Genomic DNA, 21,398 nt, shown 5'->3' on the forward strand with positions numbered 1-21,398 from the left:
CGGCAAGGCCGCCCTGGTGACCGGTGCGAGCCACGGACATCGGGGCGGGCCTCGCCCGCCGCACGGGTAAGACGCAAGCATGAGATGACGCGTCAACAAAACGTCTACACTGATACGCATGGCTGAGACAACGCCCTGGCTCACCGAGACCGAGCAGCATGCCTGGCGCAGTTTCGTCCGGCTCCACGACAAGCTCGTCAACCGGCTGGCTCGCGAGGTGCAAGCCGAGTCCGGCCTGTCCGTCGCCGACTACGGAGTGCTCGTGCACCTCACCGAGGTGCCCGATGGCCGGCTGCGTGTCCTGGAGCTTGCCAAGGCGCTGGAATGGGAAAAGAGCCGGATCTCTCACCACATCGGACGGATGGCCAAGCGCGGCCTGGTCGTCCGCGATGGATGCCCCAGCGACGGCCGTGCGGCGTTCATCGTCGTCACTCCCGCCGGCCGTGAGGCCATCGCGGCCGCGGCTCCCCGCCATGTCGAAGCAGTCCGCCGCCTGTTCATCAACCCTCTGACCCCGGCAGAACTGGCCATGCTCGCCCAGATCTCGAACCGAATCCTCGATGAGCTGGAGAAGGAATGCGAGTGAGCATGGCCCAGGGGCTGACAGAAGAGCCATGACCAGGCCCCCCTGAGGCGGCCGCCTCAGCGAGCTCGATGAAGGGCACGAATCCGGCGCTCAGCCCCATGTGCGCGGCAGTTCCGCGTCGTGGCCACGCGCTTGGACAAGCGCGACGTCATCCCAGACGTCGCGTCCATCAAGATCTGGCTCCGCGATCCCGTCCCGTGATCCACGAAACACGGCCTGACGACGAACTACCGGCGCAGGACACCACAGGCGTGGGTCTTGCCGGGTGTTTCGTGGCTGGTCCATGCGAGGTCGTCAACCGCCAGAAATGGCTCGCCGGCCACGGTCGCCGGGGTCACTCCGGTGAACGCCATGACGTCCCGATGCAGGTGGGACTGGTCGGCGTAGCCGGCGTCGGCCGCGACTCGGGCTGCGCCTTCACCCGCGACCAGGCGGTGGGCCGCATGGTCGAAGCGGACCAGCTTCACGGCGCGCTTGGGCGGCAGGCCGAGCTGCGCCCGGAACCGGGACCACAGGCGCTTACGGCTCCATCCGACCTCGGCCGCGAGTCCGTCGACCCGGGCCAGGCCACGGCTGCCGACGATCCGGTGCCAGGCCCAGGCCACCTCCGGGTCTACGGACGACCCCGCCTCATGCCGGCGGGCGAGCAGCGCGTCCGTCAACGCGAAGCGATCCTGCCACGACGAGACATCGCCCAGTTGCTCACGGATCCGTGACGCCTCCCGGCCCCACAGGTCCTCGAGGGCCACGACGGCGCCGTCGAGGTCGGCGGGGGAGACACCCAGAACCGCGCGTGCGATCACCGGGGACAGGCGCACCTGCACGCACTCGACGTTCTCACCTCGCGCCCAGACCGCGCCTCCGGACCCGAACCCGGGCCCGGCGACGACACTCCCCCGCTGCTGCCGCCCGGCGGCATCGTCCAGGACGGGCGAACCGGCGCCGAACTCCACAAGCAGCGTCACGGCCGGGTGCGGGACCATCCGGAGCGCGTCCAGGTCACGGACACGGAACCCGGCCATGGTGACACCGGCCACCCGGCTGGGCCGCTGCGGGCATGCGACGCCCCACACAGCCGCACCGTGCACGAACGTCCGCACCCTCCCATGCTAGCGAGCCGACGGAGGGGAACATTCGTCCAAGCCACCGGCGCGTACCGGCGGCGCGTCCTCGACCCGCTCGTGGGACCCGCTGGTTCCGCTGCTGACCGGATCCCATCGCGTCATCCGGATCGATCTGCTCGGGCACGGCCGGTCGGCCGAACCGGCCGACCGTAGCTGCGCGACCCCGGACCAGGGACGCCGGGTCGGCGCGGCACTGGCGGCTTGGAGTGCCTGTCCGCAATCCCTGTTCCCTGGCCCCACGGCGGCCAAGATCGGTCTCAGGTAAAACTCACGCACGGCGATGTCTCCGTAAGCGGCCCCGGCGATCCTGGGAGCATCCGGCACACGCCTCATGCATGAGCGATGAGTTCGGGCGGCCGATCGGGTCCACCCTGGCATGACTCGAATTATTGCTGACATCTCGGTATCCCTCGACGGCTTCGTCACCGGGCCCGGCTCCGGCCCGGACAATGGTCTGGGCACCGGTGGCGAGGCCCTGCACACCTGGGCGTTTTCCGACGACCCCGATGACCGCCGGGTCCTGCGGGAGGCGACCGCCCGCTCGGGCGCCGTCATCCTCGGCCGCCAGCTCTTCGACGTGGTCGACGGGCCGAACGGCTGGAACGACGAGACCGGCTACGGTGCCGGCGAAGTCGGCAAGCCCTCGTTCGTCGTCGTGACGAGCGCGCCGCCGGAGTCGGTGCGGCTCACCGGCCTCGACTGGACGTTCGTCACCACCGGTCTGCCCGACGCCGTCGCCGCCGCGCGCGAGCGCGCCGAGGCGGCGTCGTCGCACAGCGGCAAGGACCTCGACGTCGTCCTCATGGGCGGCGGCGCCACGATCGGCTCGGCGCTCGACGTCGGGCTGGTCGACACGCTGACGCTGCACCTCGCGCCTATCGTGCTGGGCGCCGGGACGCCACTGTTCACCGGCGGAGCGCCGCGCACGTTGGTGCAGCGGAGCGTGATCTCGACATCGACCGCGACACACCTGACCTACGACGTCCTCTGACGACGACGTCGTTGCGGAACTTCGCATCGAGCACAACGGCGCCCCGATGGGGCGCGGTTCTTCATGTGCTTCAGTTGACCACACGACCCCCGCTTCGACCGCCTGACCTTCGGCGGCGCGGTAGGACATCTGCTCGCGGGCGGCGGCTGCTCCCTGGCCAGGCTGGCCTGCCATCCAGGCCCGGCCGGCACCTCGATCGGCAGGGGTTCGCACTTCCAACTCGGCGCGCAGCTGCGGCACGAGCATCCTTTTCGGCCCGAAGGGTCATCGTCCGCATCGTCCTGCTGCCGGAACCCACTGCCGCGACACAACACTGCCCAGCTACCCCGCATCGCCAGTGCTCTCCAAGTCACTCACCGTGCAGAACACTGGCGATGTCTGCGGCGAAGACATATAGCGGCCCGCTCTCTCCCCAGCAAGCTGATCAAGCCCACCCTGCCACCGAGCACCCAGTCCTGCTTCGCGGACGAAGCAAGACGAGTCCACCAGTGCACCCGTGTAGCTCGGTACATACTGCGGAGCGGGACACGTCATTGGTTGACTAATCAACCAGATCAGAATGGAGAGGCATTGATGTGTCAACCACCCTCGCCCCGATCGAACCCTTCTCCGCCATCGGAATAGAAGTATCAAGCCCCCGCGTCAGGCGCACAGTTGATACGTCAACGATATGGGAGAGGATGGGGCACGATGCAGTTCGGGATCTTCACCGTCGGTGATGTCAACACCGATCCGGCCGCCTGCAGGACGCCGACCGAGCACGAGCGGATCAAGGCGATGGTCACCATCGCGCAGAAGGCGGAGGAGGCCGGCCTGGACGTCTTCGCGACCGGCGTGACGTGGCCTCCGACATTGCTCACGACATGGTGACCGCGTTTTCCGAGTCCGGCCCTGAGTGAAGTGCCGGCGGCGGTCACCGAAGCTGACGAAGCCATAGCGGTGACGCCCGTCTACAGCGCTCTGATGAGGCCCTGTGCGCCAGGGCCTCATCAGCTGCGACCTGATCCACTCCAAGCGGATGAGTTCCGGGCGACGACGAGGGCGGCCGCGGTGACCGACGGCAACGCGTCAGACCCGGCGGCCGCGCAGCTCGCGGTATCTGCGCACCAGTCGCTCCGTGGACGCGTCCGGGAGCGAGGCCGGCGGCTCGTCCGAGGTCAGCGCGGGGGCCAGGTCGAGCGCCATCTTCTTGCCCAGTTCCACGCCCCACTGGTCGAAGGAGTCGACTCCCCAGATGGTGCCCTCGACGAACACGATGTGCTCGTACAGCGCGACGAGCTGGCCGAGCGTGGACGGGGTCAGCTTGGGGGCGAGGATCGTGGAGGTGGGGCGGTTGCCGGGCATGACCTTGTGCGGCACGATCTCGGGCGCGGTGCCCTCGGCGGCGATCTCCTCGGCCGTCTTGCCGAACGCCAGCGCCGACGTCTGCGCGAGCAGGTTGGCGGTGAGCTGGTCGTGCATGCCCTCGCGGTCCTCGAAGGGCTCGGCGAAGCCGATGAAGTCGGCGGGGACGAGCCGGGTGCCCTGGTGGAGGAGCTGGTAGAAGGCGTGCTGGCCGTTGGTGCCGGGCTCGCCCCAGAAGATCTCGCCGGTGTTGACGGTGACCGGGGTGCCGTCGGCGCGTACGGACTTGCCGTTGGACTCCATCGTGAGCTGCTGCAGGTAGGCGGGGAAGCGGTGCAGCCGCTGGCTGTAGGGCAGGACGGCGCGGGTCTCGGCGTCGAAGAAGTCGGTATACCAGACCCCGAGCAGGGCCATCAGCACCGGCATGTTGGCGTTGAACGGAGCGGTGCGGAGGTGCTCGTCCATGGTGTGGAAGCCGGCGAGCATCTCGCGGAACCGCTCCGGCCCGATGGCGATCATCAGGGACAGCCCGATGGCGCCGTCGTAGGAGTAGCGGCCGCCGACCCAGTCCCAGAAGCCGAACATGTTGTCGGTGTCGATGCCGAACGCGGCGACCTTCTCGGCGTTGGTGGAGACGGCCACGAAGTGCTTGGACACCGCGTCGGCGCCCAGCGCCTCGACCAGCCAGCCGCGCGCGACCCTGGCGTTGGTGAGCGTCTCGAGCGTGGTGAAGGTCTTGGAGCTGACCACGAACAGCGTGGTCTCGGGGTCGAGATCGGCGAGGTTGCCGGCGATGTCGGCGGGGTCGATGTTGGAGACGAACCTGGCCGCGATGCCGGCGTCGGCGTAGTCGCGCAGCGCCTCGTAGGCCATGGCGGGGCCGAGGTCGGAGCCGCCGATGCCGATGTTGACGACGGTCTCGATGGGCCGCCCGGTGGCGCCCTTCCACTCCTTGGATCTGACCCGGTCGGCGAAGGCGCTCATCTTGCCGAGCACGGCGTGCACGTCGGCCACGACGTCCTGCCCGTCCACGACCAGCTCGGCGTCGGCGGGCAGGCGCAGCGCGACGTGCAGCACGGCCCGGTCCTCGCTGACGTTGATGTGCTCGCCGCCGAACATGGCGGCGATCCGCTCGCGCAGGCCCGCCCGCTCGGCCAGGGCCACGAGCAGGTCGATCGTCTCCTGGGTGGCGCGGTGCTTGGCGTAGTCGAGGTAGAGGTCGCCGGCGGTCACCGTCATGCGGTCGGCCCGGCCCGGGTCCTCCGCGAACAGCTCACGCAGCCGCCTGCCCGCCAGCTCCTCGTGGTGCTTGCCCAGGGCCGTCCACTCCTGGCTCTGGGTGATGTCGCCGTTCACGTGTCTTCCTCCTCGCGTCGCCAAACTCGCCTTGCCAAACCGCTCTAGCCGGTCACATCGTTCCGTAACCCTGTACCCGCCGGGGTTGATTCCGCGCACGGCGGAGCGGAGTCTTTAGGGACCTCAATGGGATTCGCGGCCGACCGCGTCACCGCTGGAGCCGATGAGAAAGTCGAGGTCGGCGCCACTGTCGGCCTGGGTGACGTGGTCGGCGTAGAGGCGTTCCCAGCCTCGTACGGGCCGGGCGTGGCCGTTCGTGACCGGCCGCCTGGCGGCCAGCTCCGCGTCGGGCACGTCCACGTCGAGCCGCCGGGCGGCCACGTCGAGCACGATCGGGTCGCCGGTGCGCACCTTCGCCAGCGGCCCCCCGGCCGCCGCCTCGGGCGCGGTGTGCAGCACGACCGTGCCGTACGCGGTGCCGCTCATGCGGGCGTCGCTGATGCGCACCATGTCGCGTACGCCCTTGGCCAGCAGCTTCGCCGGCAGCGGCAGGTTGCCGACCTCCGGCATGCCGGGATACCCCTTGGGCCCGCAGCCGCGCAGCACCAGCACCGACGTCTCGTCCACGTCCAGGTCGGGCGAGTCGAGCCGGGCGTACACGTCCTCGACGCTGTCGAAGACGACGGCCCGGCCGCGGTGGCGCAGCAGCTCGGGCGAGGCGGCCGCGGGCTTGATCACGGCGCCGCCCGGGGCGAGGTTGCCGCGCAGGACGGCGATGCCCGCGTCCGACAGCAGCGGGTCGGTGCGGCGCCTGATGACGCTCTCGTCCCAGATCTGCGCCCCGGCGAGGTGCTCGACGAGCGGCCGCCCGGTGACGGTGATCGCGGCCGGGTCGAGCAGGTCCTCGACCTCCTTCAGCACGGCGCCGAGCCCGCCGGCCCGGAACAGGTCGTCCATCAGGTGACGTCCGGCGGGCTGGAGGTCGACGAGCAGCGGCACGCCGGAGCCCGTGCGGTCGAAGTCGTCCAGGGTGAGGTCGACGCCGAGCCGCCCGGCGATGGCCAGCAGGTGGACGACGGCGTTGGTGGAGCCGCCGACGGCGGCGAGGGTGACGACGGCGTTGAGGAACGACCCCTTGGTCATGACGTGGCTCGGCCGGCGGCCCTGTTTGACGAGGTCCACGGCGAGGCGGCCGGTCTCGTGGGAGCGTTCGAGCAGGCGGCTGTCGGGTGCGGGGGTGCCGGCGGTGCCGGGCAGCGTCATGCCGAGCGCCTCGGCCATGAAGGCCATGGTGGAGGCGGTGCCCATCGTGTTGCAGTGGCCGCGGCTGCGGATCATCGACGATTCGGACTCCAGGAACGCCTCGCGGGAGAGCGTCCCGGCGCGTACCTCCTCGCTGAGCCGCCACACGTCGGTGCCGCAGCCGAGCGGGGCGCCGCGGAAGTGCCCGGTCAGCATGGGGCCGCCGGGCACCACCACGGCGGGCAGGTCCACGGAGGCGGCGGCCATCAGCAGCGACGGGATGGTCTTGTCGCAGCCGCCGAGCAGCACCACGCCGTCGATCGGGTTGGCGCGCAGCATCTCCTCGGTGGCCATGGCGGCCAGGTTGCGCCAGAGCATCGCCGTGGGGCGGACGTTCGTCTCGCCGAGCGAGACGACGGGCAGGTTGAGCGGCACGCCGCCGGCCTCCCAGACGCCGTGCATGACGCTCTGGGCCACCTCGTCCAGGTGGGAGTTGCAGGGGGTCAGGTCGGAGGCGGTGTTGGCGATGGCGATGTGCGGCCGCTCGCCCTCGAACGCCTCGCGTGGCAGCCCGCGCCGCATCCAGGCTCGATGGATGTAGGAGTTCCGGTCGTCTCCTGCGTACCAGCGTGAACTCCTGAACTCCATATTCGGACCTTATCGGGCGCATAGGGGATTCAGCACGTTCTGTGGAGGAAGCAGCAGGGACATGGAAGCCATCGACGCGTACTGGCGGGCCGCGAACTACCTGTCCGTCGGGCAGATCTACTTGCTGGACAACCCGCTGCTCACCGAGCCGCTGCGGCCGGAGCACATCAAGCCGCGCCTGCTCGGCCACTGGGGCACCACCCCGGGATTGAACTTCTGTTTCGCCCACCTCAACCGGGTGATCAACGAGCGGGATCAGGATCTGATCTACATCGCCGGCCCGGGTCACGGCGGCCCGGCGGCGGTGGCGCACGCCTGGCTGGAGGGGTCGTACTCGGAGCGCTACCCCGACATCTCCCAGGACGTCGAGGGCATGCGGCGGTTGTTCCGGCAGTTCTCCTTCCCCGGCGGGGTGCCCAGCCATGTCGCGCCGGAGACGCCCGGTTCGATCCACGAGGGCGGCGAGCTCGGCTATTCCCTTGCCCACGCGTACGGGGCCGCGTTCGACAACCCGGACCTGGTCGTGGCCTGCATCATCGGGGACGGCGAAGCCGAGACCGGGCCGCTGGCCGCGAGCTGGCACTCCAACAAGTTCCTCGACCCCGGCCGTGACGGCGTCGTGCTGCCGATCCTGCACCTCAACGGCTACAAAATCGCCAACCCTGCCGTGCTCGCCCGCATCCCCACCGAAGAGCTGGTCAAGCTCATGGAGGGGTACGGCTACCGCCCCCACCTCGTCGGCCCCGACCACGAGGAGATGGCGCGCAACCTGGACACCGCCTTCGAGGAGATCGCCGCCTACAAGAACGGCGACGCCGACCGGCTGCCGATGATCATCCTGCGGACGCCGAAAGGCTGGACCGGCCCGCGCGAGGTGGACGGCAAGCCGGTCGAGGGCACGTGGCGGGCGCACCAGGTGCCGCTGGCCAAGGTCCGCGAGAACTCGAGCCACCTGGCCATGCTCGAGGAGTGGATGCGCTCCTACCGGCCGGAGGAGTTGTTCGGCAGCGATGGGCGGCCGAAGCAGGACCTCCTGCGCACCGTGCCGCAGGGGACGCGCAGGATGAGCGCCAGCCCGCACGCCAACGGCGGCGAGCTGCTGGAGCCGTTGCGGCTGCCGGACTTCCGCAGGCACGCCGTGGAGGTCAAGTCGCCCGCCGCGCAGAGCACCGAGCCCACCCGGGTGCTCGGCGAGCTCCTGCGGGATGTGATCATGGCGAACCCGCGCACGTTCCGGCTGATGGGGCCGGACGAGACGGCCTCCAACCGGCTGCAGGCCGTGTTCGAGGCCACGGACCGGGCCTGGGACGCCGAGCTCCTGCCCACCGACGAGCACCTGGGCAGGGGCGGGCGGGTGATGGAGGTGCTCAGCGAGCACCTGTGCCAGGGCTGGCTGGAGGGCTATCTGCTGACCGGCCGGCACGGGCTGTTCAACTGCTACGAGGCGTTCATCCACATCATCGACGCCATGTTCAACCAGCACGCCAAATGGCTGGAATCATCGCAGAAGATCCCCTGGCGGCGGCCGGTCGCCTCGCTGAACTACCTGCTGTCCTCGCACGTGTGGCGGCAGGACCACAACGGCTTCAGCCACCAGGACCCGGGCTTCCTGGACGTGGTGATCAACAAGAAGGCCTCCGTGGTGCGGGTCTACCTGCCGCCGGACGCCAACACGCTGCTGTCGGTGGCGGACCACTGCCTGCGTTCGCGGGACTACGTCAACGTGATCGTGGCGGGCAAGCAGCCGGTGCTGGATCTGTTCACCATGGACGAGGCCATCGCCCACTGCACGCGCGGGCTGGGCATCCTGCCGTGGGCCTCCACCGACGAGGGCGCCGAGCCGGACGTGGTGCTGGCCTGCGCCGGTGACGTGCCCACCATGGAGACGCTGGCCGCCGCCGCCATGCTGCGCGAGCACCTGCCCGAGCTGAAGGTGCGGGTCGTCAACGTGGTGGACCTGATGCGGCTGCAGCCGCCGTCGGAGCATCCGCACGGCATGCCGGACGCCGAGTTCAACACGTTGTTCACGGTGGACCGGCCGGTCATCTTCGACTTCCACGGCTACCCGTCGCTCATCCACCAGCTCACCTACCGCCGCCGCGGGCACGACAACCTGCACGTGCGCGGCTACAAGGAGGAGGGCACCACCACGACGCCGTTCGACATGGCCATGCTCAACGACATCGACCGCTACCACCTGGTCATGGACGTCATCGACCGCGTCCCCGGCCTCGGCTCCAAGGCGGCGCACCTGCGGCAGCGGATGAGTGACGCGCGGCTGCACGCCCGCGCCCACACGCGCGAGCACGGCGAAGACCCTGCGGAAATAAGCTCGTGGACATGGCCGGCCACATCCTCGTCCTGAACACGGGTTCCTCGTCGATCAAATACGAGCTCGTGGACGTCCGGACCCAAGAGCGCCCGGCCCGGGGCCTGGTCGAACGCATCGGCGAGGAGAAGGGGCGGCTCACGCACCGGACCGGCGACGGGCCGCCGTACGAGCGGGAGCAGTCCTTCCCCGGGCACGGCGAGGGGCTGGACGCGGTCATGGAGGCGTTCGCCGCAGCGGGGCCCACCCTGGACCCCGTCGCGGTCGGGCACCGTGTCGTGCACGGCGGCACCCGGTTCACCGAGGCCGTGCTCGTCGACGACGGCGTGATCGCCGCCATCGAGGAGCTCGCCCCGCTCGCTCCCCTGCACAACCCGGTCAACCTCGCCGGCATCCGCGTCGCGCGCGCGGCGTTCCCGGAGGTGCCGCAGGTGGCCGTGTTCGACACCGCGTTCCAGCTGACGCTGCCGCCGGAGGCGTACACGTACGCGGTGCCCCGCGAGTGGCGCGAGCGGCTCGGCGTGCGGCGCTTCGGCTTCCACGGCACCTCCTGCGCGTACGTCTCCCGCCGTGCCGCCGCCTTCCTGGGCCGCGACCCGGCCGGGCTGAACCTGATCGTGCTGCACCTGGGCAACGGCGCCAGCGCCACCGCGATCTCCGGCGGCCGCAGCGTGGACACCTCCATGGGGATGACGCCTCTGGAAGGGCTGGTCATGGGCACCCGCTCGGGCGACGTGGACCCGGCGCTCGCCGGCTACCTCGCCCGGGTGGACGGCCTCGACGCCGGGCAGGTCGAGAGCGCGCTCAGCCACCACGGCGGCCTGCTCGCCCTGGCCGGGACCGGCGACATGCGGGAGGTACGCGGCCGCGACGACGACACGGCCAGGCTGGCGCTGGAGATCTACACCAGGCGCGTGCGCAAGTACGTCGGCGCCTACTACGCGCTGCTCGGCCGGGTCGACGCGATCGTGTTCACCGGCGGGGTGGGCGAGCACGACGCCGCCACCCGCGCCGCGTCCCTGGCCGGGCTCGACCGGCTCGGCATCGCCGTGGACCCGGCGCGCAACGAGGCGGGCCCGGCCGGCGAGCGGGCCGTGTCCCCTCCGGGGGCCGAGGTGTCCGTGCTGGTCATCCCCACGGACGAGGAGTGGGAGATCGCCCGCCAGGCCCTCGCGCTGATCTCCGGCGGGTCATGACCACGTGCCGGGCACGAGTGCCACCATCTTCCTCATGCTCGCGCCATGATCGCCGGCTGGCACCTTCGACCACGGCCACCATCACGAGCGCAGCTTCGTCCCGCTGGAACCCGGTGAGCGGCTGCTGCTCGGGCTCTGCTTCTGCGCGCACTGCGGCCGCGCCGCCGGGGCGGCCGGCGTGGACGCGGGCCGCCTGCGCGCCGACTACGGCATGTATCCGTGGCGGGTGCTGGCCAGGCCCGGCGGCCCTCGCCCGGGTTCCCGCGTAGCTCCCGGTCAAGGGGAGGACGGGGGGAACTGCTCGGCCAGCCCGTCGATGCCGACGAGCGGGGCTGACAGCAGCTCGCGGATCCGGCGCTCGCGCAGGCGCAACGCTTCGCGCTGCGCGTCGGTGAGCGGTATCCAGGGCTTCGGCCGCGGCGGCATCCGGGGCGGCAGCGGCCGCCCGGCGACGTAGGTGATCTCGTTGGCCAGCCGCCGGTCGGAGAAGCGGGATCGCCGGTGCGCGTCCACCAGCTCGAACTCGCCTTCCTCCAGTGCGAACACGGCGATGTCGGCGCGGGCGCCCACGGCGAGCGTGCCGGCTCCCCCGGGCAGGTTCAGCGCCCTGGCGGGGTTCACCGTGGCCGCCGCGATCACCTCCTCGAGGGGCATGCCGACGGCGAGCAGCTTCGTCATCGTGGTGGGCAGGTCGAACACGGGCCCGTACAGGCAGCGCGCGTGCAGGTCCGAGGAGATCGTGTACGGTGCCACGCCCGCCTTCAGCTGCGCTTCGAGCACGTCGAACGCGAAGCCGCCGGACCCGTGTCCGATGTCGAACAGGACGCCCGCCGCGTGCGCCTCGATCACGGCGGGGAGAATAGTGGTCCCGTCGCGCATGCCGGTGGCCAGGCCGCTGGCGCAGTGCGTGACGATGTCACCGGGGCGCAGCAGCCGGAGGACCTCGTCCACGGTGGGCGGGGCGACGCCGATGTGCACCATCACCGGGACGCCGCCCGTCTCGGCCACCGCGATCGCGCGGCGCAACGGCTCCAGCCCGTTCTCGCCCACCGTCTTGCGGTCCATGCGGACCTTCACGCCGTAGATCAGGTCGCGGTTGGTCGCGAGGGTCGCCGCGGCGAGGTCGACGTCGCAGTTGGCCAGTTCGCGATTCTCCCCGTCCGGTGCGGTCAGCCCGACCGCGGAGATGTTGAGCAGCGCCGCGACGCGCACCTGGGAGTCGCTGATCGCGGCGCGCAGGGACTCGATGGCGTACGCGCCGGCCGAGCCGGCGTCGATCCAGGTGGTGACTCCGGAGTACCAGGCGACGGAGTCGGGATCGATCCCCCAGTAGGTGGCTCCCGGATGCACGTGCGTGTGCAGGTCGACCAGGCCTGGTGTGATCAGCTTGCCGCCGGCGTCGATGACCTCGCGGGCGGCGTGCCGGGGCAGGCCGGGGGCGACCGCGGCGATCCGGCCGCCGCGCACCGCCACGTCGAACCGGCCGACGTGCCCGCCGCCGACGTCGATGACCTCGCCACCGGACAGCAGCAGATCGTAGGACATGATCCTCCTATGCGCGTAGGGGCGCGGTCAGGACGGCGAGGTCTCGCCCGTCAGGGCGCTGCCGATGCCGAGGCGGTAGAGCCGTGTCGGCCGGCCTTTGCGGTGCATCTGCTCGCTGCCTTCCTCGGTGACCAGGCCGGACTCGCTGAGCTTGCGGATCAGCCGGCGTCCGCTCGGGTCGGTGATGCCGAGTGAGGCGGCGAGATCGCTGGGTGAGATGAGCCGGCCTTCGAGGCTGCGTTCGAGGGCGGCCAGCCGGGACAGGGTCGCCGCGCTCAGGCCGGCGCGGCGGGCGAGCCCTTCGAGGTCGCCGCCGTGGTCGCGGTAGGTGAAGGCGAGCGGGGATTCGGGGTCACTCACCGGGCCGTTCATCGGGCCGATGATGACCCCGCTGTCCTCGACCAGGTAGGCGGAGGGCGTGCTCTCCTGTTCGGCCCGCGACGCCGCCCATTCGGCGAGCTGGACGCAGGTGCGGGCGGAGCCGCCCACGCCGAATCCGGCGGCCAGGCGGATGCCGAGCATCTCCTGGGCCTGGTCGAGGATCGGAAGGGAGACCCAGTTGTGGGTGACGTGCTCGAACAAGGCCTTGTGGGCGAAGACGACCACGCCGCGGCGGTCGCGGTTCTCGATCCAGGCCTCGCTGAACTCCGGTGTGTTGACCAGCAGGTTCATCAGCCCGATCCGGGCCCGGTCCAGGTCGGCCTGCGCGTCCTGGGTGACCGGGAGGAAGACGCCCGCGGCGAATCGTGACGCGCTGGCCTGCCGGGACTGGATGCGCAGCGCGAGCTCGTGCAGGTTCGCCCGGATCGTGGCCACGCCGGGGAGCGCGTTGAGCACGGGGACCGAGCCGGCCAGCCGCGCGGTGACCGCGGTGCGCAGGCTGATGGCGTAGGCGGCGCCGGTCCGCTCCTGGAAGCGGCGGTGGAAGTCCACGATCTCCTCGACGCTCTGCTCCGGGTTGTACGGCAGGCAGGCGACCTGCCCGCGGTCGAGTTCGAGCGCCTGGGTGACCTCGTCGACCGTCTCCGGGTCGAAGGTGTCGATGCTGACCGGGGTCGCCGGCCACCGGCGTGCCTGCGCCCGGAAGAACGCGATGGACAGGTCGAGGCCGGCGGATTTGGTGACCGTGACCGACAGGTCGGCCGGGAGCAGGTCGCGCGACTTGGCGAAGGGGACCTGCCCGAGCAGCAGCCCGTTCAGCTTCTCGCGGCCGACGAGCTCCTGGACGCGCGGGCGGATCTCGTCCTCGTGCTCGTAGAGGACCCACTCCAGCCGCACGCCGGAGAGGGTGCGGGCCGCCTCCTCGAAGACGGTGCGGTGACTCGTGTGGATGACGAGTCCGATCACGATCGCCATGATCCCCCTATATGACCCATGTTCGAAAGTAGTTCGCCCTTGACCAGGACACACCGTTTTAACGAACCGCACTGTTGACGCGGACTCCCCCACAGGAGCATTGTGATTCCCACCCTACTACGAACCATTTACGAACATAGACCGTTAAGGAGGAGCAATGGAAGGAATGACCCGGCGCGCGCTGATCGCCGCGGCGGTCGGCGCGCTGCTCGCCACGACAGCGTGCAACGTCGACTCCGGCGGCACCGTCGCGAGCACCGCCGCCGGCGCGACGGCCGCCGCCACGCCCAAGGCGCTCAAGGTCGGCTGGTCCACGATCTACCTGGCGCCGTCGTGGATGCAGCAGACGCTGAAGATGCTGGAAGAGGACGTCGCGAAGCTGAAGAGCGCAGGCAAGGTCGCCAGCTACGAGACCTTCAACGCCAATGGCGACACCTCCCAGCAGATCGCCCAGATCCAGGCGATGATCACCCAGAAGTACAATGTCATTCTCGTCGACGCCGGTTCCTCCACAGCGCTCAATCCGGTGATGGAGCAGGCCGTGGCGGCGGGCATCGTGGTGGCCAACTTCGACAGCCTGGTGACCAGCGACAAGGTCATCAGGGTCGGCACCGACCAGGTCGAGTGGGGCCGTATGACCGCCCAGTGGCTGGCCGACAAGCTCGGCGGCAAGGGCGAGATCATCGCGATGAACGGCCCGGCCGGCGTGTCGGTCAGCGAGGAGCGCTGGAAGGGGGCCGAGGAGGTGCTCAAGAAGTACCCGGACATCAAGATCGCGGCCAACGTGCACAGCGAGTACAACCTGGCCCCGGCGGCGCAGGCGTTCGCCTCGGCCTACTCCGCGAACCCGGACATCACCGGCGTCTTCTCCCAGGGCGGCGCGCTGTCCGCGGCGGCCCTGCAGACCCTGATCAAACAGGACAAGAAGCTCGTCCCGATCACCGGGGAGAACTACAACGGGTTCCTGAAGATGTGGGCCGAGAATCGGTCGAAGGGCTTCTCCTCACTGGCCACGGCACAGCCCAACTACCTGTCAGTGATCGCGCTCCAGGCGGCGGTGGCCAAGGCCGGCGGCGCGAGCGTGCCGGCGAACATCACGGTCCCCCTCCCCGAGATCACCGACAACAACCTCGACCAGTTCGTCAAGGCCGACCAGCCCGACGACTCGTACCCGATCCAGCCGCTCGCGCAGGCCGAGATCGACAAGCTCATCGGCAAGTAGCGGAGGAAACCGCTGATGACCCTGCTGAACGTCGAGCGGGTGTCGAAGTCCTTCGCCGGAGTCTCCGTCCTGCGCGAAGTCAGTTTCGACATACAGCCCGGAGAGGTGCTCGCCCTGGTGGGCGAGAACGGCGCCGGAAAGAGCACCGTCCTGTCCCTGATCACCGGCCTGCTCGCGCCCGATTCCGGGACGATCAGGTACGACGGCGAGCCGGTCCGCGCGTGGTCCCCGCACCGCGCCCGGGCCACCGGCATCGCCTCGGTGCATCAGGAGCTGAGCCTCAACCCGCACCAGAGCGTGGCGGAGAACGTGTTCCTCGGCGCCTGGCCCAGCCGCCACGGCCTGGTACGCCGGCGCGACCTGGTGGCCCGCGCCCGCCCGCTGCTGGAGCGCGTCGGTCTGGACGCCGACCCGCGTACGCCCGCCGGACGGCTGCCACTGGGCGCGCAGCAGCTGGTGGAACTGGCCAAGGCGCTGGCCGCGGACCCGCGCCTGCTGATCCTCGACGAGGCGACCTCCGCGCTCGACGACGACCAGGTACGCGCGGTCTTCAGGGTGGCCGGCGACCTGCGGGAGCGGGGCGGGGCGGTGGTGATCGTCAGTCACCGGATGGGCGAGCTGCTGGCCATCAGCGACCGGCTGACCGTGCTCAAGGACGGTGAGGTGATGGCCACCCGCACGCGCGAGGAGACCGGCCACGACGACCTCGTCCGGCTCATGGTCGGGCGAGAACTGTCGGACATGTTCCCGGCGAAGGCGGCGCCGCCGGGAGCCGACCCGGTGCTGCGCGTCACCGGGCTGTCCATCCCGGGCTCGTGCGCCGGCGTCGGCCTGGAGCTGACGCCCGGCCGGATCGTCGGGCTGGGCGGGCTGCAGGGCCAGGGGCAGCGCGAGGTGCTGCGCGCCCTGTTCGGCCTGCGCCCCCACAGCGGGCGGATCGAGATGGACGGGCGAACCTGCCGGCTCGCCTCACCCCGGGAGGCGATCCGCCGGGGCATCGGCTACGTGCCGGAAGACCGCAAGACCGAAGGACTCCACGTGATGCGCAGCGTCCGCGACAACCTCGCTCTGACCAGCCTGCGCGCACTCGCCCCGGCCCGCACGCTGACCACCGTCTCCCGGCAGCGCGAGAACGAGCTGGTCGGCGAGCTGATCCAGCGGATGCGGATCAAAGTCGCCACACCCGCCCAGGAGGCGCGCCGGCTCTCCGGCGGCAACCAGCAGAAGGTGGCCCTGGCCAAGTGGCTGCCGAACCGGCCACGCGTGCTGCTGCTCGCCGAGCCCACCCGCGGCATCGACGTCGGCACCAAGCGCGAGATCTACCACCTGCTGCGCGAGCTGGCCGCCGACGGCATGGCGGTGCTCGTCACCTCCGGCGACACCATGGAACTGGTCGGGCTGTGCGACGAGGTCCTCGTGATGTACGAGGGCGCGGTCGTGGATCGGCTGGCCGCGCCGGACCTGACCGAAGAACGCCTGGTCCACGCCTCGGTGGCGGGCCGGATCGCGACCGGGGAGGCCTCTCGTGCGTGACCGGCCGCTCCGGCGCGCCGCGCGGGGCCACCTCGACCTCCTCGGGCCGGCCGGCCTGCTGGTCGTGGTGCTCGCCGTCTACTGGCGGCTCGATCCGACGCTGCTCCAGCCGTCGACGATCACCATCCTGTCCGCGCAGTTCCTGCCGTTGATCATGGCCGCGATCGGCCAGACCATCGTCATGCTCACCGGCGGCATCGACCTGTCGCTGGGGGCCGTGCTCTCGCTCGGCATGGCGGTGTTCGTGGTCGTCCCCGCCGACGTCGTGACCGCCATGGCGATCGCGCTGGTGGTCACCGTGCTCGCCGGCGCGGCGAACGGGGCGCTGGTCGCCTACGCCGGGCTGCCGCCGATCATCGTCACGCTCGCCGCGTCCTTCCTGTGGGCCGGGGTGACGCTGATCGCGCTCCCCCAGCCCGGCGGGCACGTGCCGGAGGGGCTGGTGCGGGCCTACAACCTCGGCTGGTACGGCCTCGCGCTGCCCGCGATCGCCATCGGCGTGGCCCTGGCGGTCTGGAAACTGGTCAAGACGACCCGGTTCGGGCTGGCCCTCTACGCGGTCGGCGGCAACGAGCACGGGGCGTTCGCCAACGGCATCAACACCCGAAGGGTCAAGATCATCGCTTACGGTCTGGCCGGGCTCTTCACCGGGCTGGCCGGCATCGGCCTGGCGATCCAGACCGGCTCGGCAGACCCGACGATCGGCACCCCGTACACGTTGAACTCCATCGCCGTCGCGGTGCTCGGCGGGATCAGCTTCTTCGGCGGCGTCGGGCAGATGCGGGGCGCGCTGCTCGGCGCGCTCCTGCTCGGTCTGCTCTCCAACCTGCTGCTGTTCACCGGGATCTCGACCTTCTACCAGCTGATCCTGCAGGGTGTCGTGCTCGTCGTCGCGGTCGCGGTGAAGACGCTGGCGACCAGAGAGAGGGTGGCGTGATGGCCGCGCTGCGGGACAACCGGGCCGTGTGGGCGTTCGGCGTGCTCGTGGTGACCTGGCTGGCGGCGATCCTCTTCGCCGGCGGGTTCGACAGCGTCGGGAGCGTGCGCTACCTGGTCCAGACGGCGTCCTTCCTCGGCATCGTCGCCGTGGGGCAGACGCTCGTGGTGATGATGAGCGGGATCGACCTGTCGGTCTCGGCCGTGGTGGCCCTGTCGGCCGTCGTCTGCGCGCAGGTCGCCGCCGCGTCGGGCGGCACCGCCGCGATCCTCATCGCGCTGGCGGTCAGCGCGCTGGTCGGGCTGGTCAATGCCGCGGGCCTGATCTGGCTGCGCCTGCCGCCGATGGTGATGACGCTGGCGACCGCGACCGTGATCTCCGGCGCGCTGCTCATCTACACGGGCGGCTCGCCCCGCTCGGCCCGGATCCCGCTGCTGGACGCGCTGGCCAACGGCAGCGTGGCCGGGATCCCGCTGGCCACGATCCTGTGGCTGGCCATCGCAGCCGTCGCCGCCTGGTTGCTGCACCTGTCGCGGCTCGGGCGCTACGCCTTCGCGCTGGGCACCAGCGAGCCCGCCTCGCGGGCCTCGGGCGTGCCGGTGCCCGTCACCACGCTGGCGATGTACGCGGGCTGCGCGCTGCTGGCCGGAGTCGCCGGGCTGGTGCTGCTCGGATTCACCGGAACCAGCTCGCTGACCATGGGCAATCCGTACCAGTTGCTGTCGATCGCGTCGGTCGTCCTGGGCGGCACGTCCATCCTGGGCGGGCGCGGGCACCTGCTCGGCACGGTCGCCGGCGCGCTGCTGCTGACGCTGCTGACCGCGCTGCTGGTGGCGTGGAACCTCGGCGAGGGGCTGCGCCAGGTCGCCCTGGGGCTGCTCATCATCGGGCTGCTGCTGGTCTACGCCCGGGAACGGCGGACGACGTGAACGCCGAAGCCCTGCTGCGCGAGCTGGTCGGCACCCCCAGCGTCAACCCGCGCGACGGATCCGGTCCGGGCGAGGCGGCGCTGGCCGGAATCGTCCGGCGATGGCTCATTTACCACGGGATCACGGCCGAGACGCACGAGGTGCTGCCCGGCCGGCCCAACGTCGTGGCCGTGGTGCCCGGCCGTGACCCCCGCGCCATCCTGCTGGCCTCGCATCTGGACACCGTGGAGGTCGACGGCATGACCGTGGACCCGTACGCGGGCGAGGTGCACAACGGGCGGATGTACGGCCGGGGCGCCTGCGACGCGAAGGGCTCGCTCGCCGCCTTCATGCTCGCCGCGGCGGAGCTGGCCGCGGGCCCGGTCCCGCCGTACACCGTGGTGCTCGCCGGCGTCATCGACGAGGAGTACCGCTACCGGGGAGTGCTGGGCCTGCTCGACAGCCTGCCCGTGGCGGAGGTCGTCGGAGCGGTGGTCGGCGAGCCGACCGGCCTGGCGGCGGCCATCGCGCACAAAGGCGTGGTGCGCTACACGGTGCGCACGCTCGGCGAGGCAGGTCACACCTCCCGCCCGGAGGAGGCGGTCAACGCCGTCTCGCTGATGGCCCGCGTGCTCGGCCACCTCGACGCGACCCCGCCCGCGCTGCCCGCCCACCCGCTGCTCGGCCCGGCCACCAGGTGCGTCACGCGCATCCAGGGCGGCACCGGCCCGAACATCGTCCCCGGGCGCTGCGAGATCGACGTCGACCGGCGCACGCTGCCCGGGGAGGACCCGATGGCCGTGTGGCGGCACGACGGGGAGGAACTGGGCAGGCTGCTGCCCGGACGGATCGAGCTCGACCCTCCGTTCAACGTGGACTACGCGCTGGACACCCCGGCGGACAGCCCGATCGTCGCCGCGCTGTCCGGCGCGCTCGCCGCGCGCGGGCGCGATGCGGGCGTGTGCGGCATGCCGTTCTGCACGGACGCCAGCAAGCTCGCGCGGGCCGGCATCCCGGCCGTGGTGTTCGGGCCGGGATCCGTCCTCGACGCCCACTCGGCGGACGAGTCGGTGGCCCTGGCCGACGTGCGGTTCGCCGCCGAGGTCATCGCCGACCTGGCCCGGCGGGTCGAGGTGAGCGCGTGCGACTGACCGAGCACGTGGACCTGGTCGGCAGCGGCGCCGCCGGATTCGATCTCACCGACCCCCTGGACTGCCACGTCTACCTGGTACGGGGCACCCGGGCCTGCGCGCTGATCGACGCCGGCGCCGGGTACGGCGTCGAGGCGATCCTGCGCAACGTGGGCGCCGCCGTCCCGGCGTACCTGCTCCTGACCCACGGCCACGCCGACCATGCCGGCGGCGCCGCCGAGATGGCGCGCCGGGTGCCCGGGCTGCGCGTGCTCGCCGGCCCACCGGCCGACCGGTGGATAGCGACCGGCGACGAAGCGATGATCAGCCTCGACCGCGCCCGGGCGGGCGGCACGTACCCCGGCGTCTACACCTTCCCCGCCTGCCCGCAGGTGGCGCCGATCGCCGACGGCGCGCACATCGACCTGGGCGGGGTGACGCTGCGCGCGATCGCGACGCCCGGCCACGCCGACGGCCACACCTGCTACCTGCTGGAGGCGCGGGGGCACCGCGCCCTGTTCTCCGGCGACTGTGTCTTCACCGGCGGGCGGGTGTCGCTCCAAAACCTGCACGACTGCCGGGTGCCCGAGTACGCCGCCAGCCTGGCCCGCCTGGCCGGGTTCGAGGTGGACGCCCTCTTTCCCGGCCACCACGAGATCTCGCTGAACCGGGCCCGCCGGCACCTGACCACAGCGCGGGACGTCCTCGCCCGCGGGCTGCTACCAGAAAGTACGACATGACCCTCACCGTCCCGGCAGAGCAGATCGACTGGCGTACCAAGGGGATGTGGCGGCCCGGCCCGGCGATCTCCCTGGACGAGTTCGCCGCCGGCCGGCCCAGCCTGTTCGGCGGGGAGTTCACCTGGCCGCTCATGGTCGCCGGCCAGGCCGCCATCGCGCACAACATCGACACGCTGGCCCGCTTCTGCGCCCGGCACGGCCTGGAGTTCGCCCCCCACGGCAAGACCACCATGGCGCCCTCGCTCTTCGCCGCCCAGCTGCGCGCGGGAGCCACGGCGATCTCCGTGGCCACCGCCAACCAGGCGCTCGCGTGCCGCCGGATGGGGGTGCCGAGCGTGCTGCTCGCCAATGAGCTGCTCGATGTGGGCCCGCTGCGCTGGGCGGCCGAGCAGGTGGAGCAGGGCTTCGGCTTCCTGTGCTTCGCCGACTCGGTGGCCGGGGTGCGGGCGATGGCCGAGGCGGTCGCGTCCGTGCCGGGTGAGCGGCCCCTGCGGGTGCTCGCCGAGCTGGGCCATCCGGGCGGGCGCACCGGATGCCGCAGCGTCGCGGAGCTGACCGAGGTGGCGCGGGCGGTGACCGGAGCCTCCCGGCTGGAGCTCGCCGGTGTGGCCGCGTACGAGGGCGGGCTGCCCGACGTGGCGGCCGCCGGCCGCTACCTGGACGAGGTGCGGGCGGCCGTCCACGAGCTGGCGGCGCGGGGCCTGCTGGCCGAGGAGGTGATCGTCACCGCGGGCGGCAGCAAGTATTTCGACGCCGTCGCCGATCGGCTGGCCGGCTCCTGGTTGCCCGGCCACCGCCTGCGGACGATCCTCCGCAGCGGCGCGTACATCTCGCACGACGACGGCATCTACCGGGAGTGGACACCGTTCCGGCGGATCCCCGGGGAGGGCTCGCTAAAGGCGGCGCTCGAGGTGTGGGCGCAGGTGACCTCGACGCCGGAGGACGGTCTGGCCATCGTCGGCCTCGGCAAGCGCGAGGTGTCCTATGACGAGGGCCTGCCGCTGCCGCGACGGGTCCGCGCGCTGGACGGCACGCTGCGCCCGGCCGCCGGCCTGCGCGTCAGATCGGTCAACGACCACCACGCGTACGTCGAGGTGGAGGCGGGTGCCGAGGTCGCGCCGGGTGAGCTGATCTGTTTCGGCATCTCCCACCCGTGCACCGCGTTCGACAAATGGCAGGTGATTCCGGTGGTCGCGGACGACTACACGGTCGTGGACCTGATCCGCACCTACTTCTGAGCCCCCAGGATCGCCCGAGTCTCTGGGAATGAC

The 21,398-nt window shown here is 71.2% G+C and carries 16 protein-coding genes and 1 pseudogene; 12 read left to right on the top strand and 5 right to left on the bottom strand.

Going from position 1 to position 21,398, the window contains the following annotated elements:
• The first annotated feature begins 118 nt into the window (after positions 1-118).
• On the top strand, positions 119-586 hold the full coding sequence (locus ACTMTI_RS28040; RefSeq protein WP_441123530.1) for a MarR family winged helix-turn-helix transcriptional regulator: 468 nt from the start codon (positions 119-121) through the stop codon (positions 584-586).
• A 227-nt stretch (positions 587-813) separates the two neighbouring features.
• On the opposite strand, the gene ACTMTI_RS28045 is transcribed toward ACTMTI_RS28040, so the two are convergent.
• Positions 814-1,686, bottom strand: coding sequence for a helix-turn-helix domain-containing protein (locus ACTMTI_RS28045; protein WP_441123531.1), 873 nt, complete (start codon positions 1,684-1,686; stop codon positions 814-816).
• Between the two features lie 400 nt (positions 1,687-2,086).
• Between ACTMTI_RS28045 and ACTMTI_RS28050 the strand changes: the two genes are divergently transcribed.
• On the top strand, positions 2,087-2,701 hold the full coding sequence (locus ACTMTI_RS28050; RefSeq protein WP_441123532.1) for a dihydrofolate reductase family protein: 615 nt from the start codon (positions 2,087-2,089) through the stop codon (positions 2,699-2,701).
• A gap of 690 nt (positions 2,702-3,391) precedes the next feature.
• Positions 3,392-3,535 (top strand): annotated as a pseudogene (locus ACTMTI_RS28055) (LLM class flavin-dependent oxidoreductase); the annotation flags it as partial.
• Between the two features lie 234 nt (positions 3,536-3,769).
• Here ACTMTI_RS28055 and pgi read toward each other — a convergent pair.
• Positions 3,770-5,401 carry a glucose-6-phosphate isomerase gene (gene pgi, locus ACTMTI_RS28060; protein ID WP_441123533.1) on the bottom strand — a complete coding sequence of 544 codons (1,632 nt, stop codon included), beginning with the start codon at positions 5,399-5,401 and terminating at the stop codon, positions 3,770-3,772.
• A gap of 123 nt (positions 5,402-5,524) precedes the next feature.
• On the bottom strand, positions 5,525-7,231 hold the full coding sequence (locus ACTMTI_RS28065; protein WP_441123534.1) for an IlvD/Edd family dehydratase: 1,707 nt from the start codon (positions 7,229-7,231) through the stop codon (positions 5,525-5,527).
• A gap of 61 nt (positions 7,232-7,292) precedes the next feature.
• Between ACTMTI_RS28065 and ACTMTI_RS28070 the strand changes: the two genes are divergently transcribed.
• Both ACTMTI_RS28070 and ACTMTI_RS28075 read left to right on the top strand, forming a co-directional pair.
• Entirely contained in the window at positions 7,293-9,596 is a 2,304-nt protein-coding gene (locus tag ACTMTI_RS28070; protein ID WP_441123535.1) for a phosphoketolase family protein, read from the top strand.
• Positions 9,572-10,756 (top strand): acetate/propionate family kinase, encoded by a 1,185-nt coding sequence (locus tag ACTMTI_RS28075; RefSeq protein WP_441123536.1) that lies wholly within the window; start codon positions 9,572-9,574, stop codon positions 10,754-10,756. Before ACTMTI_RS28070 ends, ACTMTI_RS28075 begins: the two co-directional genes overlap by 25 nt.
• Before the next feature lie 276 nt (positions 10,757-11,032).
• Here ACTMTI_RS28075 and ACTMTI_RS28080 read toward each other — a convergent pair whose 3' ends face one another.
• Positions 11,033-12,301 carry an amidohydrolase/deacetylase family metallohydrolase gene (locus ACTMTI_RS28080; RefSeq protein WP_441123537.1) on the bottom strand — a complete coding sequence of 423 codons (1,269 nt, stop codon included), beginning with the start codon at positions 12,299-12,301 and terminating at the stop codon, positions 11,033-11,035.
• 27 nt (positions 12,302-12,328) lie between these two features.
• On the bottom strand, positions 12,329-13,657 hold the full coding sequence (locus ACTMTI_RS28085) for a MarR family transcriptional regulator (protein WP_441123538.1): 1,329 nt from the start codon (positions 13,655-13,657) through the stop codon (positions 12,329-12,331).
• A 157-nt stretch (positions 13,658-13,814) separates the two neighbouring features.
• Here ACTMTI_RS28085 and ACTMTI_RS28090 point away from each other — a divergent pair, with 157 nt between their 5' ends.
• The 7 genes from ACTMTI_RS28090 to ACTMTI_RS28120 are packed head-to-tail and all read left to right on the top strand — an operon-like array spanning position 13,815 to position 21,365.
• A complete protein-coding gene (locus ACTMTI_RS28090) occupies positions 13,815-14,879 on the top strand; it encodes an ABC transporter substrate-binding protein (protein ID WP_441123539.1) in 1,065 nt (354 codons plus the stop codon).
• A gap of 15 nt (positions 14,880-14,894) precedes the next feature.
• Positions 14,895-16,412, top strand: a complete 1,518-nt coding sequence (locus tag ACTMTI_RS28095) for a sugar ABC transporter ATP-binding protein (RefSeq protein ID WP_441123540.1) — start codon at positions 14,895-14,897, stop codon at positions 16,410-16,412.
• The gene (locus tag ACTMTI_RS28100) at positions 16,405-17,349 is read left to right on the top strand and encodes an ABC transporter permease (protein WP_441123541.1); all 945 of its coding nucleotides are present in this window, start codon (positions 16,405-16,407) and stop codon (positions 17,347-17,349) included. The genes ACTMTI_RS28095 and ACTMTI_RS28100 overlap by 8 nt, the downstream gene beginning before the upstream one ends.
• Positions 17,349-18,278, top strand: coding sequence for an ABC transporter permease (locus ACTMTI_RS28105; protein ID WP_441123542.1), 930 nt, complete (start codon positions 17,349-17,351; stop codon positions 18,276-18,278). The genes ACTMTI_RS28100 and ACTMTI_RS28105 overlap by 1 nt, the downstream gene beginning before the upstream one ends.
• Entirely contained in the window at positions 18,275-19,408 is a 1,134-nt protein-coding gene (locus ACTMTI_RS28110; RefSeq protein WP_441123543.1) for a M20/M25/M40 family metallo-hydrolase, read from the top strand. The genes ACTMTI_RS28105 and ACTMTI_RS28110 overlap by 4 nt, the downstream gene beginning before the upstream one ends.
• Positions 19,399-20,127 carry an MBL fold metallo-hydrolase gene (locus ACTMTI_RS28115; RefSeq protein WP_441123544.1) on the top strand — a complete coding sequence of 243 codons (729 nt, stop codon included), beginning with the start codon at positions 19,399-19,401 and terminating at the stop codon, positions 20,125-20,127. The genes ACTMTI_RS28110 and ACTMTI_RS28115 overlap by 10 nt, the downstream gene beginning before the upstream one ends.
• Positions 20,124-21,365 (top strand): alanine racemase, encoded by a 1,242-nt coding sequence (locus ACTMTI_RS28120; RefSeq protein WP_441123545.1) that lies wholly within the window; start codon positions 20,124-20,126, stop codon positions 21,363-21,365. The genes ACTMTI_RS28115 and ACTMTI_RS28120 overlap by 4 nt, the downstream gene beginning before the upstream one ends.
• The last annotated feature ends 33 nt before the right edge of the window (positions 21,366-21,398 follow it).

The organism is Nonomuraea sp. H19, assembly GCF_052068215.1.
Taxonomy (GTDB): Bacteria; Actinomycetota; Actinomycetes; order Streptosporangiales; family Streptosporangiaceae; genus Nonomuraea.